The organism is Janthinobacterium tructae, assembly GCF_006517255.1.
In the GTDB taxonomy this organism is placed as follows: domain Bacteria; phylum Pseudomonadota; class Gammaproteobacteria; order Burkholderiales; family Burkholderiaceae_D; genus Janthinobacterium; species Janthinobacterium tructae.
Window position 1 is genome coordinate 5,953,850 of the sequence record NZ_CP041185.1, and the last position, 15,056, is coordinate 5,968,905.

General features: G+C 63.8%; 15 protein-coding genes. 11 read left to right on the top strand and 4 right to left on the bottom strand.

The window, feature by feature from the left end; all coding sequences use genetic code 11:
- The first annotated feature begins 162 nt into the window (after window positions 1–162).
- From FJQ89_RS26335 to FJQ89_RS26360, 6 genes are all read left to right on the top strand, one after another.
- A complete protein-coding gene (locus FJQ89_RS26335; RefSeq protein WP_141172318.1) occupies window positions 163–459 on the top strand; it encodes a Dyp-type peroxidase domain-containing protein in 297 nt (98 codons plus the stop codon).
- Window positions 460–517: 58 nt separating this feature from the next.
- Window positions 518–901, top strand: coding sequence for a hypothetical protein (locus FJQ89_RS26340; RefSeq protein ID WP_141172319.1), 384 nt, complete (start codon window positions 518–520; stop codon window positions 899–901).
- A 108-nt stretch (window positions 902–1,009) separates the two neighbouring features.
- Window positions 1,010–2,845 (top strand): lipid A export permease/ATP-binding protein MsbA, encoded by a 1,836-nt coding sequence (msbA, locus tag FJQ89_RS26345; protein WP_141172320.1) that lies wholly within the window; start codon window positions 1,010–1,012, stop codon window positions 2,843–2,845.
- 147 nt (window positions 2,846–2,992) lie between these two features.
- Window positions 2,993–4,108 (top strand): toxin-antitoxin system YwqK family antitoxin, encoded by a 1,116-nt coding sequence (locus FJQ89_RS26350; protein ID WP_168208529.1) that lies wholly within the window; start codon window positions 2,993–2,995, stop codon window positions 4,106–4,108.
- Between the two features lie 91 nt (window positions 4,109–4,199).
- Window positions 4,200–4,694, top strand: a complete 495-nt coding sequence (locus tag FJQ89_RS26355; protein ID WP_141172322.1) for a MarR family winged helix-turn-helix transcriptional regulator — start codon at window positions 4,200–4,202, stop codon at window positions 4,692–4,694.
- 78 nt (window positions 4,695–4,772) lie between these two features.
- Window positions 4,773–5,723, top strand: a complete 951-nt coding sequence (locus tag FJQ89_RS26360) for a toxin-antitoxin system YwqK family antitoxin (RefSeq protein WP_141172323.1) — start codon at window positions 4,773–4,775, stop codon at window positions 5,721–5,723.
- On the opposite strand, the gene FJQ89_RS26365 is transcribed toward FJQ89_RS26360, so the two are convergent.
- Window positions 5,720–7,042 (bottom strand): chloride channel protein, encoded by a 1,323-nt coding sequence (locus tag FJQ89_RS26365; RefSeq protein ID WP_141172324.1) that lies wholly within the window; start codon window positions 7,040–7,042, stop codon window positions 5,720–5,722. The genes FJQ89_RS26360 and FJQ89_RS26365 overlap by 4 nt on opposite strands.
- Before the next feature lie 115 nt (window positions 7,043–7,157).
- A complete protein-coding gene (gene nhaR, locus FJQ89_RS26370) occupies window positions 7,158–8,057 on the bottom strand; it encodes a transcriptional activator NhaR (protein ID WP_141172325.1) in 900 nt (299 codons plus the stop codon).
- Window positions 8,058–8,214: 157 nt separating this feature from the next.
- Between nhaR and FJQ89_RS26375 the strand changes: the two genes are divergently transcribed.
- Together FJQ89_RS26375 and FJQ89_RS26380 are read left to right on the top strand one after the other, a co-directional pair.
- Entirely contained in the window at window positions 8,215–9,177 is a 963-nt protein-coding gene (locus FJQ89_RS26375; protein ID WP_141172326.1) for a TerC family protein, read from the top strand.
- A gap of 69 nt (window positions 9,178–9,246) precedes the next feature.
- Window positions 9,247–9,648 carry a tellurite resistance TerB family protein gene (locus tag FJQ89_RS26380; protein WP_096234556.1) on the top strand — a complete coding sequence of 134 codons (402 nt, stop codon included), beginning with the start codon at window positions 9,247–9,249 and terminating at the stop codon, window positions 9,646–9,648.
- A 6-nt stretch (window positions 9,649–9,654) separates the two neighbouring features.
- Here FJQ89_RS26380 and FJQ89_RS26385 read toward each other — a convergent pair whose 3' ends face one another.
- Window positions 9,655–10,008, bottom strand: a complete 354-nt coding sequence (locus FJQ89_RS26385) for a YnfA family protein (RefSeq protein WP_141172327.1) — start codon at window positions 10,006–10,008, stop codon at window positions 9,655–9,657.
- 89 nt (window positions 10,009–10,097) lie between these two features.
- Between FJQ89_RS26385 and FJQ89_RS26390 the strand changes: the two genes are divergently transcribed.
- Window positions 10,098–11,366: a glycerate kinase type-2 family protein gene (locus FJQ89_RS26390; protein WP_141172328.1), complete on the top strand. Its 1,269-nt coding sequence runs from the start codon at window positions 10,098–10,100 to the stop codon at window positions 11,364–11,366.
- On the opposite strand, the gene FJQ89_RS26395 is transcribed toward FJQ89_RS26390, so the two are convergent.
- On the bottom strand, window positions 11,367–12,383 hold the full coding sequence (locus tag FJQ89_RS26395; protein ID WP_141172329.1) for a zinc-binding alcohol dehydrogenase family protein: 1,017 nt from the start codon (window positions 12,381–12,383) through the stop codon (window positions 11,367–11,369).
- 105 nt (window positions 12,384–12,488) lie between these two features.
- Here FJQ89_RS26395 and FJQ89_RS26400 point away from each other — a divergent pair, with 105 nt between their 5' ends.
- Window positions 12,489–13,385 carry a LysR family transcriptional regulator gene (locus FJQ89_RS26400; protein ID WP_141172330.1) on the top strand — a complete coding sequence of 299 codons (897 nt, stop codon included), beginning with the start codon at window positions 12,489–12,491 and terminating at the stop codon, window positions 13,383–13,385.
- A 105-nt stretch (window positions 13,386–13,490) separates the two neighbouring features.
- A complete protein-coding gene (locus FJQ89_RS26405; protein WP_141172331.1) occupies window positions 13,491–15,038 on the top strand; it encodes a DUF1800 domain-containing protein in 1,548 nt (515 codons plus the stop codon).
- Window positions 15,039–15,056 lie beyond the last annotated feature (18 nt).

Consider the following 15,056-nt stretch of genomic DNA (forward strand, 5'->3'; position numbering starts at 1 on the left):
GCCGCCATCCTTTCATCGCTGCCGCAGCAGGAGACTGGCAGCAGGCAAAGTTAACAATAGGAAACTATTGCCATTGAAAGCCCGCAGCGTCGGCAAGTCAAGCGTGCACTTGCTTTACGGCAAAGAATGTAGCATCGGCTTGCCAGACGGTAAGCTTGCACCGTGTTTCCTCCGTCACTGTGGTGGCATGTCGCCAGCCGTGTAGTCGACGAAGCCGTCGCGGCGGCAAAAACTGACCAGTTGCATGCCGGCGAGGCGGGCGTCATGTTTGTCGGTTTCTGCCGCGATATCACGGTGACCGTGGGCATGCTGCGGCAAATGTATGGCGTAGGCTATGATGGCGTCAGCAAGACGGACAGGCTGCTGGATTTTTCCACGCCGCTGTCGTCGGCGATCTATTTCGTGCCCAGCATCGATGCCTTGCTGGCCGTGGGTATTTCGCCGGCCGATCCCGGCTAAGGGCCGCCCCGGCGGTTCCCGGTCCTGTCTCTATTCTTTACTTTACAAGGAGTTTTCCATGCGTATTCGTCCCGCCACATTGCTGTCCGCCCTGATCTTCGGTAGCGTCGTCTTCAGCGCTTCCGCTTCCGCCGTCGGCCTGGGTTTCCTGGCCGATACGCCGATGGCTTACCTGAACAAAAACGACAAGCCCGTCTTCGTGAAAGCCGTCGCCGACGTACTCAATGACAAGAAGGATGGCGAAACCGTGCAATGGAGCAATGAAGGCTTGCGCAATTCCGTGCGCATCGCCGCCGAGATCACGGCCAGCGACACGCAAAAGACGGACGCGCAAACCTGCCGCAAGGTGCAGGTGGGCTTGAGCGCCAAGGGCCAGGAACAAACCCTCAAGCTGAAAGTCTGCAAAGCCGGCACGGCCGCCTGGAAAGTGGCGAAGAGCTGATTGCCCGTGCATTGCCCTTGCCGGTTCTGCACCGGCAAGGTGCGACTTTCGTCTAGGTAAGTCTGGCAGCGGTTAGAATCACGCTTTACCCTCACTCTTCCCAACTACATGCAGCAAAGTCGCCTCCTGTTCTTCCGCTTGGCCGGCCAGTTTCGCCGCTATGGCGCCATCGTTGCCGCCACCTTGCTGGCCGTGGGCGTGGCGTCCGCCACCGATGTATTGTTAATCCGCCAGTTGCAAAACGTCGTCGATGCCATGCGCACGACGGCCAGCGAGCAGGTGGCGCCCGTGTCCGGCGTGATGGGCATGCTGCAGGGCTGGGTTGACCGTTTCCTGCCGGCACAGGCTGGGCAGGTGGACTTGTGGGTGATTCCCGCCACCATCCTCGGCCTGGCCGTGCTGCGCATGGTGTCCAGCTTTGCCGGCGATTACGGTTCCGTATGGCTATCGAGCCGGGTGCAGGCTGATTTGCGCGAAAAAATGTTCGCCACCATCATGCGCCTGCCCAGTCGCTTCTTCGATACCACCACCACCAGTCTGACGCAGTCGCGCGTGGCCTTCGACGCCAGCCAGGTGTCGCAGGCGGGCTTGAACGTGCTCAATGTGATGGTGCGCGACTCCGTCGCCACCATTGGCTATCTGATTTTGCTGTTCAGCATCGATGTGAAACTGGCCCTTTTCTGTATGGCCTCGATGCCCATCGTGGCCATCGTCGTGACCCTGGCGGGACGCCGCATGCGCCACCTGAGCAAGAGTTCGCAGCAAGCCGTGGGCGAGCTGACGTCCGTGCTGGACGAAAGCATCGCCGGCCAGCGCGTGGTGAAGATCTTCGGCGGGCAAGACTATGAACAGGCGCGCTTCGTCGACGTGGTCAAGCGCAACCGCCAGCTGGCCGTCAAGCATGCCGCCACCTCGGCCATGAATTCCGGCTTCATCATGATGCTCGTCGGCATTACCCTGTCTTCCGTGATTTACTTTGCCATGCTGCGCGCGCAAAGCGGCGCCATCACGCCGGGCGCCTTCGTCGCCTTCATGGGTGCGCTGATGGCGATGCAGTCGCCGATCAAGAATTTAACCAAAATCAATGAGCCGCTGCAGCGGGGTCTGGCGGCGGCCGAATCCGTCTTCGGCCTGATCGACACCCCGCTGGAGCCGGACCCGGGGACTGTGGCCCCGGCGGCCGTGCAGGGCAATCTGTCGCTGCAAAACGTCCACTTCCGCTACAACAGCGACGATCCCGATGCGCCCACGGCCTTGAGCGAGATCACGCTCGACATCCGCGCCGGCGAAACGGTGGCCCTGGTGGGCGGCTCCGGCGGCGGCAAGACGACCCTGCTGGGTTTGCTGCCGCGCTTCTACGATGTCAGCGGCGGCCAGATCCTGCTCGACGGCGTCGACCTGCGCGACTACGCCTTGCTGGCCCTGCGGCGCCAGTTCGCCCTCGTCAGCCAGGATGTGATTTTGTTCAACGACACCATGGCGGCGAATATCGCGTATGGCGACCCGGCCCCGGACCAGGACAGAGTCGAAGCGTCGGCGCGCGCCGCCTACGCGCATGACTTCATCATGCAGTTGCCGCAAGGTTACGCGACGCAGGCGGGGCAGAACGGTTCGCGCCTGTCGGGCGGACAACGCCAGCGCCTGGCCATCGCGCGCGCCCTGTACAAGGACGCGCCGATTCTGCTGCTCGACGAAGCGACCAGCGCGCTGGACACGGAGTCGGAGCGACAGGTGCAGGCGGCGCTGGAAGTGCTGATGCGCAACCGCACCACCATCGTCATCGCGCACCGTTTGTCGACCATCGAAAGCGCCGACCGCATCGTCGTCATGCAGGGCGGGCGCCTGGTGGAATCGGGCAGCCATGCCGCCTTGCTGCAGCAGGGCGGCGCGTATGCGCGGCTGCATGCGAGCCAATTGTCTCCCGTCAAGAATGGCGTGGGCTGACGCCTGGCGCACCAGCGCATCCGCCAGGCCGGAACCGGACCAGCAGGTCCGTTCCGGCCTTTTTTCATGGGGCGGCAATCGTACCCATGGCGAACGGCGCTTGCCTTTATGATGGTGGCCGCAAAGCAACATGATCAATGGAGCAACATGAAGAATCAACAAACGCTGCGCTGGCTGCTGGCCGCCGCGCTGGGTGCGGCCTTGCCGCTGGCGGCACAGGAACTGGCAGCGGCACAAACGCCAACGCTACAGGAGGAACAGCAGACCATGTATCTGGATGAAAATTTCATGCCGAGCAATCAGCGCCGCGCCGTGTATGCACTGCGCACGCCGCCCGTGCGCGACGAGGCGCTGGGCGCCTGGCATGTGCGGCTCGAATTTCCCGACACGCCAGGCGTGCTGGCCTTTGAAACCTATGCCACGGATCTGGACTTGAGCCAGGTCAGGTTCGTGCGTTTTCGCAAGTACTACTACGAGAATGGCCAGCTGCTGCGCGAAACCTACTTCAATGCCCAGGGCGAGGAGCTGCTCGGCGGCAGCGTGTACTTCGAGAATGGCCAGGTCCAGCAGCGGGTGACTGCGTTGCCGAACGGGCGCGACAGCATCTCGGAAACGTATCACGAGAATGGCCAGCTGGCGCACAAGACGCTGTATCACGGCGACGAGATGGCCGATGGCGAGCAAGTGTCATATGGCGCGAATGGCGCCGTCAGCAGCCGCTCGTATCGACGCAATGGCGAGATGCATGGCGTGCAGGAATCGTTTTATGCCGATGGCAAGCTGTTCCAGCGGGGACAGTTCGTCGATGGCAAGCGCGAGGGCGAGTTTGTCACGGTTGCCCAGGATGGCAGTGTGCTGGCCAGAACCGTCTGGGTGCACGGCCAGCCCGACGGCTGGTCGTTTGAAAGCCATGGCAATGGCGTCGTGTCGAACAAGACGCTGTACCAGAAGGGCGCCGTGCTCAGCTTGCAAACGTGGGGGCCGAATGGCCGGCCCGTGTTTGCCTGGCAGAAGGACGCGCAGGGGCGCGACCATGGCGATACGACGGACTGGCATGCGAACGGCGTGCGCGCCAGCGTGACCCCGTTTGTCGAAGGCCAGCGCCACGGCTTGCTGCAGACCTGGTACAGCGATGGCAGCCTGCGGCAGATCGTGCCGTACGAACACGGCAAGAAGCACGGCATCGAGCGCCACTGGGACCAGGCCGGCAAGCTGGTGCTAGAACAGGCGTGGCAAGCTGGCGAGCCAGCCTCCATGCACTAGGAGTCTACCTGCCTTTGCAGCGCCTTTACAGGTATCATGCAGGGATTCCGGCCCGCCAGCAGGCGTGACGCCGGCAGGATAACTGGAGGCAATGGTGGTGGAAGCGGAAGGTTCGGCGGTGGCCCGGGCACAAGGCCTGGCCTTGCAAAACATGCGCGTCGTCATGCGCGCGGCGCAGCGGCACTCGGCGCAGATCGAGAAACAATGCGGCGTATCGGGCGCGCAATTGTGGGTGATGCAGGAATTGCTGGAGCGCCCAGGCCTGCGCATGGGCGAACTGGCCGGCAAGATGTCGATCCATCAGACGACGGCCAGCAACCTGGTCGACGCGCTGGTGAAAAAAGCCTATGTACGCAAGGCGCGCGACCAGCCCGACCAACGCGTGGTCACGCTCACCCTGACGGCGGAGGGCCAGGCCGTGATCGCCGGCGCGCCGCAGCCGGCGCGCGGCTTGCTGCCCAGTGCGCTGGCCCAGCTGGACCCCGACAGCCTGGCGCACCTGAACCAGGGCTTGAACGCCTTGCTGGCCGTGGTCGCCCCAGACGACCGCCAGGCGGGTATGCAGCCGTTTCCTTTCACCATGTAATCCCAAGGCAAGCGTGTGGCTGGAGCGCCCCGCTTGCCATTATCATCGGCGCTGTCGCAGCGTTGATGAAAGCATGCATTGAAAATAATCAATTCCGTTTTGCTGGCCGCCGTCCTGGCCAGTTCTTCTTCCCTTGCCACCCCGGCCTTGCCTGCCGAAGCGTTGCCCGCGACCCTGTATGTCGACGCGGAGCGTCAGCCCGCCGCGCCCGCTGCAGCCATGTACGAGCAGCGCGCGCCGCTGCGCCATGATGCGGCCCGCCAGGCCTGGCATTGGCAGCTGTATTTCGCGCAGCCGCCAGGCAAGCTGCACATGGATGCCTGGTTGCTGAGTGCCGACGTGGCGTCGCCGCGCTACGCCTACCAGCGCAGCGTGTATTTCGCCGATGGCCGGCTGGCCCTGCTGGAAGAGCGCAACGGGGAGGGCGATTTCGACGGCGTGAACGTCGAATACCATGCAAACGGTGCGGTGAAGAGCCGCAAGGCTTACCGCGACGGCGAGTACGAAGGCTTGCACAGCCATTATCATGCGAATGGCCAGCTGAGTCGTGAAATGCGCTACCAGGCGGGCCAGCCCGCCGATGGTGAGTACCTGAGCTTTGACGAGCAGGGCCAGATCAGCAACCGCGCGCATTTTGCCGATGGCGTGCTGTCGGGCGAGGCGCAAGCGTTTCATCCGAACGGTCGGCTGGCCGAGCGGGGGCCGTATCTGGAAGGCCAGCGCAACGGCCTGCACCAGACCTGGTGGCCGGACGGCCGCGAAAAGTCGCGCCTCAATTTCCTGCATGGCAAGCCGCAGGGCTGGTCGCTGCTGTATTTCGCAAATGGCCAGCTGGACCAGAAAAACCTGTTCGAGGATGGCGTCATGCTGAGCACGCAAAGCTGGCGCGACGATGGCACGCCGCTGCATGCCGTGGAGTATGTCGACGGGCGCAAGCACGGCCTGGAGCGCCGATGGGGCGAGGATGGCACGCGTACCGTCTGCGCATGGCAGGACGGCAGCTTGCTGCGCCCCTGCAGCCATTTTTAGTTGGGCGGCGCCGGCAGCCGTTGCAGCTGCAGTTGCGCCAGCGCCCCGTACAGTGGTTCGCTGAGCACGCGCGAGACGGTGCTGGCCACCACGGCGCAGGCCATCAGGCTCAGCACCATGCCGTGGCCGTCGACCATTTCCATGACAATGATAAACGCCGTCAGCGGCGCCTGCGTGGCGGCGGCCAGGAAACCCACCATGCCCAGCGCGATCAGGGCCGGTGCGTACGGGTAGTGCAGCAGCACGGCGATATCGTGGCCGATGCCGGCGCCGATGGCCAGCGACGGTGCAAAGATGCCGGCTGGCACGCCCGACCACACGGTCAGCCATGTCGCCACATACTTGAAAGCGACAAAGGCGGGCGATGCATCGCTGGAACCTTCCAGCATGGCGCGCGTGGCCACGGTGCCGCTGCCGAACGTGGCGCCATGGCTGGCGATGCCGATGGCCGCCACCAGCAAACCGCAGACGGCGGCGAACAGCACGGGACGGCCCTTTCTCCATGCAGACAATTTGCCCAGCGGGTTGCCGCGGGCGGACGCCAATAGCAGCCGGGCGAACAGGCCGCCGGCCACACCGGCGACCAAGGTGACCAGTAAACCTGGCAGGGCCAAGGCCAAGCCGATGGGGCCAGGATGGATGATGCCGAAATGGGTGGCGTTGCCGTGGATCGAGACGGCCATCATGCCGGCCAGCACGATGCCAGCGACGATGAGCCCGCTGTTGCGCTGCTCGGGTGAACGCGACAATTCTTCGATGGCAAACATGACGCCCGCCAGCGGCGTGTTGAAGGCGGCCGCGATGCCGGCCGCGCCACCGGCCACCAGCAGGGAATGGGCGCTCACCTGCGAATGACGCGGCAGCAGGCGGCGCGCGGCCAGCATCACGCCGGCGGCGATTTGCACGGACGGTCCTTCGCGCCCCAGCGAGAGTCCCCCCAGCAAGCCGCCCGCCGTCAGGACGATTTTCGCGGCACTCAGTTTCAGGGACACGAACAGCGAACGCTGTTCCGGTGCCACGGCCGGATCCAGGGTGGCCATCACTTGCGGGATGCCGGAGCCGGCCGCACCGATGGCGTAGCGGCGCGTCAGCCAGACCAGCAGGGCGGCGCAGGCCGGTGTCCACAGCAGGGCGAACCACCAGGCTTTGCCGTTAAAAAAGAGAAACAGGTCCAGGGCTTCCTCCGCCAGCCACGTAAAGCCCACGACGACGAGGCCCGCGATGGCGGCCATGCCGACGACGACGGCGCGCGACCACCACAGGCGCGGGTTGGCAAATTCATGCTTGAAGGCAGAGGGGATGTCGTGCAAGTGCTTCATTGCGGCAAGTCCGGGAAGGGGCGCGCAGGGCGTCGGGAAGACTTGTCATTATATAGATGTATTTGTTCAAATGTATTTGCGGGGTTTTAATTGTGGAACGTCAGTTGTAGAACTGCTACACGAACAGCTCGTGCCGCGCGCTCTGGCTGATGGCGATGGTGGCGGGGTGACTCAGGCGCCGTTCGGTGGTGATGGCATACACTTGCTCGACCAGGCTGTCGACCCGCCCCAAGGCCACCACGGCATATTGCTCGCATACCTGGGGCGCGATAACGGTCGGCGCAAAGAACAGGCCCGCGCCGGACTGGCCGAAGGCCTTCATCATGGCGCTGTCGTCGAACTCGCCCACGATGCGCGGGTGCAGATGGTTGTCGCCGAGCCACTGCAGCAAGCGCCCGTAAATGGCGAAGTCTTCGCCCGGCAGCAGCAGCGGCGCGCCGTCCAGGCATTCGGGGAAGCCCCCGCTCAGGGTGGCGGCCAGCGCTGGCGTGCCGAACAGGGTCATGCCGCTTTCGCCGAGCAAATGGTTAAAACCGCGCACGCTCAAATGGGCGGGCATGGGGCGGTCCGCCATGATCAGGTCGAGCCGGTGCACGGCCAGGTCCGCCAGCAGGCTGGCCAGCCGGCCTTCGCGGCAAATGATGCGCAGCGGTTCGGCCAGGCTGAGCGCCGGTTCGACCAGGCGGCAGGCGATCAGTTTCGAGACGGAATCGGCGCAGCCCACGCGAAACGTCGTCGTCGCCGTGCGCGACTGGTCGCGCACGATTTCCAGCAATTCATCGCCCGTGCTGAAAATGCTTTCGGCATGGCTGAGGATGCGCCGGCCCGTGTCCGTCAATTCCAGCTGGCGCCCGCTGCGGCGGAACAGTTCCACGCCCAGGGTGTCGGCAAATTCGCTGAGCTGTCCGGAAATCGATTGCGGCGTCAGGTGCAGCTGTTCGGCCGCGCGCGCGATGCTGCCCGTCTTGGCCACCATCCAGAAATAGCGCAAGTGCTTGAAGTTGAGTGTCGACATGCTTTTCCCTAAAGCGAATACATCGAGTTTTTCGATGTATTCGTCAATTATATTCGATTTGTTCGATGTTTATATTCAGACTATGATGGCTGCTCAATTCATGCAAGGAGAGTGCCATGGGCATCAGGATAGAAACAGACAGTTGCGGAGGCCACCGATGAACGGCCTGGAGAGTATTGCAACGGCACCCATGTGGGCCGGCTTCATCGCCTTTGTTCTGGTGATGCTGGCGCTGGACTTGTTCGTGTTCGGCGGCAACAAGGCGCACAAGGTCAGCGTCAAGGAAGCGGCGACGTGGTCGCTGGTGTGGGTCAGCCTGGCCCTGCTGTTCAACGGTGGCCTGTGGTGGTATCTGAACGGCACGGCCGGACCCGAGATCGCCAATCAGAAGGCGCTGGAATTTTTCTCCGGCTACCTGATCGAGAAAGCGCTGTCGGTCGATAACGTGTTCGTCTTCCTGCTGATCTTCAGCGCCTTCCAGGTGCCGATCCAGTACCAGCGCCGAGTGTTGATTTATGGCGTGCTGGGCGCGATCGTCATGCGTGCCGTGATGATCATGGCCGGTGCATGGGTGGTAAGCGAGTTCAGCTGGGTGCTGTACCTGTTTGGCGCCTTCCTGTTGATTACCGGCATGCGCATGCTGGTGGCGGCCGACTCAGAGCCGGACGTGGCGAACAACCCGGTGCTGCGCTTTGCCCGCCGCCACTTGCGGGTAGCCGATGGCGACCATGGCGAGCGTTTCTTCGTGGCAAAGGGCGGTTTGCGTTACGTCACGCCGCTGTTCCTGGTGCTGATCCTGATCGAGGTGACGGACCTGGTGTTCGCGGTCGATTCGATCCCGGCGATTTTCGCCATCACGACGGACCCGTTCATCGTCTTCACGTCGAACCTGTTCGCCATCATGGGCTTGCGTGCCCTGTACTTCCTGCTGGTGGATGTGGCTGACCGCTTTCACATGCTCAAGTATGGCCTGGCGATGGTGCTGGTGTTCATCGGCGCCAAGATGCTGATCATGCCGTGGTACCACGTGCCGGTGGAAGCTTCGTTGCTGGTGGTGGCAGTGCTGATCGTATCGAGCTGCGTGGCGAGCGTGTTCATCACCCGCAGCGACAAGAAGTAAATGCAGTACAGCGCGCCCCGCCTGGCGGTGGCGCGCCTTTTAATTGACTAATAGAAAGAGTAGAAAATCATGCGTACCTATGAAGCGAACAGTCCCCAGGCAGCGGGACGTATTCTGGCCCTGATGATGGTGGTCGACGGCAACCTGGCCAGTGCCGAGCTGCAAGCGATGCACCGCAGCAAGATCCTCGAGCATATCGACCTGGCGCCGGCCGCTTTTCAACAGCTGCTGCAAGACCTGTGCGACGACATGCTGACCTCGACCGTGCATGGCGCCGTGCAACTGGCCAATGGCGTGATCGACAGCCTGCTCGATGAAATCGATGATCCGGACTTGCGCCGCAAGCTGCTGCAAGCCATGTGGAAGATCGCCGACGCGGACGACTGGCTGGCCGATGGCGAAGCCGTGTTGCTGGCCCGCGCCAGCGCCGTGTGGTCGGCGGAAACGAACTTCCGCGCGCACGGTGCCTGATGCACGTCAAGCCGTCTTGTGCCCCATGGCAATGACAGCGGCGCCGGCCAGGGCCAGGGCCACGCCGGTGATATCCGTCCAGGCGGGCGTGATGCCGTCCACCAGCCACAGCCATCCCAGCGCCGTGGCGATATAGATGGCGCCATACGTGGCATACACCCTGCCGCTGGCGGCTGGATGCAAGGTCAGCAGCCACACGAAGATCAAGAGGCTGATGGCGGCCGGCAACAGCAGCCACACGCTGCCCTTGTTGCTCAGCCACAGCATGGGCAGGTAGCAGCCCAGCAGTTCGGCCACGGCCGTGACGGTAAACAGCCCGAAAGTGCGGGCAAGACTGGTCCATTCGATGGCGTCGCTCATTGCATTCCTGTTCGTGATCAAGCCGCCATTGTAGCCTCCGGGCGGCGCCGTCCCTGCTATGATCGGGTTCGGATACCGGAGGAAACACCATGACGACCACCCCAGCGCCGCGCGCCTTGCTGCAAGCCATGTTTCAGGCCGCCATCGAAGCGGCCCAGCCATCGCACTGCATACCGCCCCATCTGCCGGCTGCGCCCAAGGGGCGGCTGATCGTCATCGGCGCCGGCAAGGCGTCGGCCGCCATGGCGCAAGCCGTGGAACAGCATTGGCCGGGTCCTCTGTCCGGACTGGTGGTGACGCGCTACGGTTACGCCGTGCCATGTGAGCGCATCGAGATCGTGGAAGCGTCGCACCCCGTGCCGGACGCGGCCGGCATGCAGGCCGCGCAGCGCATGCTGGAGCTGGTCGCCAACTTGCAGGCGGACGATACGGTGCTGTGTTTGATCTCGGGCGGCGGCTCGTCGCTGCTGGCCTTGCCGCTGGACGGCATCAGCCTGGAAGACAAGCAAGCCTTGAACCGGGCGCTGCTGGCCTCGGGCGCCACCATCGGCGAAATGAATTGCGTGCGCCGCCATTTGTCCGCCATCAAGGGCGGGCGCCTGGCGGCCGCCTGCCATCCGGCCCAAGTCATCACTTTGGCCATTTCCGATGTGCCCGGCGACAAGCTGGGCGATATCGCTTCCGGCCCCACGGTAGGCGACGCCACCACCTGCGAGGACGCGCTGGCCATCGTACGCCGCTACGGCATGGACTTGCCGGACAGCCTGCGCGCGGTGCTGGAAAGCGGGCGCGGCGAATCCGTGAAGCCCGACGACCCGCGCCTGGCGCGCACGCGCACGACCCTGATCGCCACGCCGCAGATGGCGCTGGAGGCGGCGGCAGCCGTGGCGCGCGTGGCCGGCGTCACGCCGTATATATTGGGCGACAGCCTGGAAGGCGAGGCGCGCGACGTGGGCAAAGTCATGGCTGGCATCGCGCTGCAAACGGTCATGCGGGGCCAGCCGTTTCCCGCACCGTGCGTGCTGCTGTCGGGCGGTGAAACGACGGTCACCGTGCGCGGCAACGGGCGCGGCGGGCGCAATGTGGAATTCCTGCTGGCGCTGGGCATCGCGCTCGATGGGCACGAAGGCATCCACGCGCTGGCGGGCGATACGGATGGCGTCGACGGCCAGGAAGACATCGCCGGCGCGGTTCTGGCGCCGGACACCCTGCAGCGCGCCTGGGACCTGGCTATCCGGCCCCGCGACAGCCTCGACAACAACGATGGCCACGGCTTCTTCCAGGCGCTGGGAGATAGCGTGATCACTGGCCCGACCTTGACGAATGTCAATGATTTCCGGGCCATCCTGATTACCTGATTAATTAAAATTTTCCAGCACGATCTTGCCCTTGGCGGTGTTGCTTTCCAGCAGGGCATGCGCGCGCTTCAGATTCGCCGCATTGATCGTGCCGAAGCGCTCGGCCAGGGTGGTCTTGATGATGCCCGCATCCACGAGCTGCGCCAGTTCTTCCAGCAGTTCATGCTGCTGGACCATGTCGGCCGTCTGGAACAGCGAACGGGTAAACATCAGTTCCCAGTGCAGCGACACGCTCTTGCCCTTGAACTTGCGCACGTCGATGTGCTCGGGGTCGTCGATCAGGGCGAACTTGCCTTGTGGCGCGATCAGTTCCACGATTTGCTCGAAATGCTTGTCCGTCTGGTTCAGGCTGATCACGTAATCGACGGGCGGCAAGCCCAGGCGCGTGATTTCCTGCGCCAGAGGCAGGCTGTGGTCGATCACATGGTGGGCGCCCAGTTCCTTGACCCAGTCGGCCGTTTCGGCGCGCGAGGCCGTGCCGATGATGGTGACGCCCGTCAATTGCCGCGCCAGCTGCACCAGCACGGAACCGACGCCGCCGGCCGCGCCGATCACGAGAAGCGACTTGCCCGTCAGACTCTTGTCGCGGCTGAGCTGCAGGCGGTCGAACAGCAATTCCCAGGCCGTAATCGCCGTGAGCGGCAGGGCGGCGGCCGGGGCGAAATCGAGGCTGGCGGGCATGTGGCCGACGATGCGCTCGTCGACCAGCTGGAATTCGCTGTTGCTGCCGGGGCGGTTGATGGCGCCCGCGTACCAGACCTTGTCGCCCACCTGGAACAGGGTGACGTCGGGGCCGACGGCGGTGACGACGCCGGCCGCATCCCAGCCCAGCACTTCCGGCTGGCCCTCTTTCGGCGCGCGGTTCTTGCGCACCTTGGCGTCGACGGGGTTGACGGAGATGGCGTGCACGGCGACGAGCAGGTCGCGCCCCGTGGCGACGGGCGTGGGCAGCTCGATGTCGAGCAGGGCGTCGGCATCCGTGATGGGCAGGCTGTGGTGGTAGGCGATGGCTTTCATGATTATCCTTGGGCTAGAGTGGGGAGGTGATGACGTATGATGGTTGCTTTCGCGTCCGGGAAAAAGAGGGCGCGTAGCGAAACACTTTCAAAGGAATGCTGAAAATTGCTGCGACTCGATGACTTGCAGGTATTTGTCCGTACGGCCGACCGGGGCAGCCTGTCGGCGGCCGCGCGCGAGATCGGCATTTCGCCCGCGCTGGCCAGCGCCGCCGTCAAGCGCCTGGAAGGGGAGCTGGGCTTGCGCCTGCTGACCCGCACGACGCGTTCGCTGAGCCTGACGGCGGAAGGCACGCAATACCTGGAACATGCGCGCGAAGCCTTGCGCCTGCTGCGCGCGGGCCACGACGCGCTGCTGGCCGGCAAGGACAGTTTCGGCGGAACCTTGAAAATTGCCATGCCGTCCGACCTGGGCCGCAACCTGATGCTGGGATGGCTGGATGAATTCCAGTTGCGCCATCCCAAGTTGCAGTACCAGCTCAGCGTCAGCGACCGGGTGGCCGACATGGTGCGCCAGCAAGTAGACATTGCCTTGCGTTACGGGCAGCAGGACGATTCGAGCATGGTCGCCATGCCCATCGCGCCTGCCAACGATCGCGTGCTGGTGGCTTCGCCCGCTTACCTGCGCGCGCATGGCCCCCTGCTGGCGCTGGAAGACTTGTCGCAGCGCAATTGCCTGCGCTTTGCGCTGGAAGATGGCTTGCACGACCGCTGGACCTTTTATCGCCTGCCGCAGCGCGAGCAAGTCACCGTGCCAGTGAGCGGCAACCGCAGCGCCGACGATGCCGAGCTGGTGCGGCGCTGGGCCGTGGCGGGCCTGGGCATCGCCTATAAATCGCGGCTCGACGTTGCCGGCGACGTGGCGGCCGGCCGCCTGCAGGTGCTGCTGCCCGAGGTGGCGGGCGAGGCCGCGCCTTTGCAGCTGCTGTGCATGCACCGGGCGCAAGTGACGCCGCTGGTGCTGCAGCTGCGCGATTTCCTGCGCGACAAGTGTGCGCAATGATTCAAATGACATTACTGATTACAACTCGTTGCAAATCGCAATCATGCGCGGGTCAACCTGGGCGTACCCTCAGGCATTGTGCATGAAATCGCTTGAAGGATGGCCATGAACCCGAACCGACTGTTGCCGACGACCTTGATGTGCCTGCTGTTGCTGGCCGGCTGCGCCGCGACGGCGCCGCCGGCCGCGCAGCATGCCGCCGCCGCGCCCGACAATGCCGCGCAAGGCATCGCCATGCTGGAACGGGTCAGCTGGGGCGTGAATGGCGGCAGCGTGCGCCAGTTACAAAAGGAAGGCTGGAGCGCTTATCTGCAGGCGCAGTTGCACCCAGGCAAAACCAGCCTGCCGCCCGCCGTGCAGGCACAGATCGACGCCATGACGATCAGCCAGGTGCCGCTCGATCAGTTGGTGATGTCGATGGAGCAAAAGCGCAAGGAGTCGGCCGCCGTCATGGACGACATGGCGAAGCAGCAGGCGCAAAAGGATTACCAGCAGGAACTCAACCGCCTGGCGCGCGAGGCGGCCACGCGTTCGCTGTTGCTGGACGTGTATTCGACTCAGCAGCTGCAGCAGCAGTTGAGCTGGTTCTGGCTCAACCATTTCAGCGTGCACCAGGGCAAGCACAATTTGCGCGCCATGGTCGGCGATTACGAGGCGAACGCCATCGCTCCGCATGCCCTGGGGAAATTTCGCGACTTGCTGGGCGCGACCGTCCACCATCCCGCCATGCTGCGCTACCTGGACAATGAAGCCAACGCCGTCAAGCGCATCAATGAAAACTATGCGCGCGAACTGATGGAACTGCACACCCTGGGCGTCAACGGCGGCTACAGCCAGGCTGACGTGCAGGAACTGGCGCGCATCCTGACCGGCGTGGGCGTCAACCTGGGAGGGGATACCCCGAAGGTGAAACCGGCCTTGCAATCGCAATACGTGCGCCGGGGCTTGTTCGAATTCAACCCGAACCGCCACGATTACGGCGACAAGCAATTCCTCGGGCAAACGGTGAAGGGCAGGGGGCTGGCCGAACTCGACGAAGCGCTGGATCGCCTCAGCCGCAGTCCCGCCACCGCGCATTTCATCAGCGGCAAGCTGGCCCAGTATTTCGTCAGCGACAATCCGCCAGAGCCGCTGGTGGCGCGCATGGCCGCCACCTTCCAGAAAAGCGACGGCATGATCGCCGATGTGCTGCAGACCATGTTCAACAGTCCCGAATTCAGGCAATCGCTGGGCAAGAAATTCAAGGACCCCATGCATTATGTGGTGTCGGCCGTGCGTCTCAGCTATGACGACAAGCCCATCCTCAACGCGGGCCCCATGCTGAACTGGCTTTCGCGCATGGGCCAGCCCCTGTACGGACGCCAGACGCCCGATGGCTATCCCATGACGGATGCGTCCTGGGCCAGCCCCGGCCAGATGACGACGCGTTTCGATATCGCCCGTACCATCGGTTCGGGCAGCGCCGGCCTGTTCAAGACGGAGGGCCCGCAGCCGCAGGAAAAAGTGGCGTTTCCCCAGCTGTCCAGCGCCCTGTATTACCAGTCGTTGCAGCCGACCTTGAGTCCGGCCACGCGCCAGGCCCTGGAACAGGCCACTTCACCGCAGGAATGGAATACATTTCTTCTTTCTTCCCCCGAAATGATGCACCGCTAAGTTGAAACCGGAGGATTG

Bases quoted from the DNA above. Each gene is read 5' to 3' on its own strand.
- FJQ89_RS26340 (WP_141172319.1), top strand. From the start codon at position 518: ATGCGTATTCGTCCCGCCACATTGCTGTCCGCCCTGATCTTCGGTAGC.
- msbA (WP_141172320.1), top strand. From the start codon at position 1,010: ATGCAGCAAAGTCGCCTCCTGTTCTTCCGCTTGGCCGGCCAGTTTCGC.
- FJQ89_RS26350 (WP_168208529.1), top strand. From the start codon at position 2,993: ATGAAGAATCAACAAACGCTGCGCTGGCTGCTGGCCGCCGCGCTGGGT.
- FJQ89_RS26355 (WP_141172322.1), top strand. From the start codon at position 4,200: ATGGTGGTGGAAGCGGAAGGTTCGGCGGTGGCCCGGGCACAAGGCCTG.
- FJQ89_RS26365 (WP_141172324.1), bottom strand. From the start codon at position 7,042: ATGAAGCACTTGCACGACATCCCCTCTGCCTTCAAGCATGAATTTGCC.
- nhaR (WP_141172325.1), bottom strand. From the start codon at position 8,057: ATGTCGACACTCAACTTCAAGCACTTGCGCTATTTCTGGATGGTGGCC.
- FJQ89_RS26375 (WP_141172326.1), top strand. From the start codon at position 8,215: ATGAACGGCCTGGAGAGTATTGCAACGGCACCCATGTGGGCCGGCTTC.
- FJQ89_RS26380 (WP_096234556.1), top strand. From the start codon at position 9,247: ATGCGTACCTATGAAGCGAACAGTCCCCAGGCAGCGGGACGTATTCTG.
- FJQ89_RS26385 (WP_141172327.1), bottom strand. From the start codon at position 10,008: ATGAGCGACGCCATCGAATGGACCAGTCTTGCCCGCACTTTCGGGCTG.
- FJQ89_RS26390 (WP_141172328.1), top strand. From the start codon at position 10,098: ATGACGACCACCCCAGCGCCGCGCGCCTTGCTGCAAGCCATGTTTCAG.
- FJQ89_RS26395 (WP_141172329.1), bottom strand. From the start codon at position 12,383: ATGAAAGCCATCGCCTACCACCACAGCCTGCCCATCACGGATGCCGAC.
- FJQ89_RS26405 (WP_141172331.1), top strand. From the start codon at position 13,491: ATGAACCCGAACCGACTGTTGCCGACGACCTTGATGTGCCTGCTGTTG.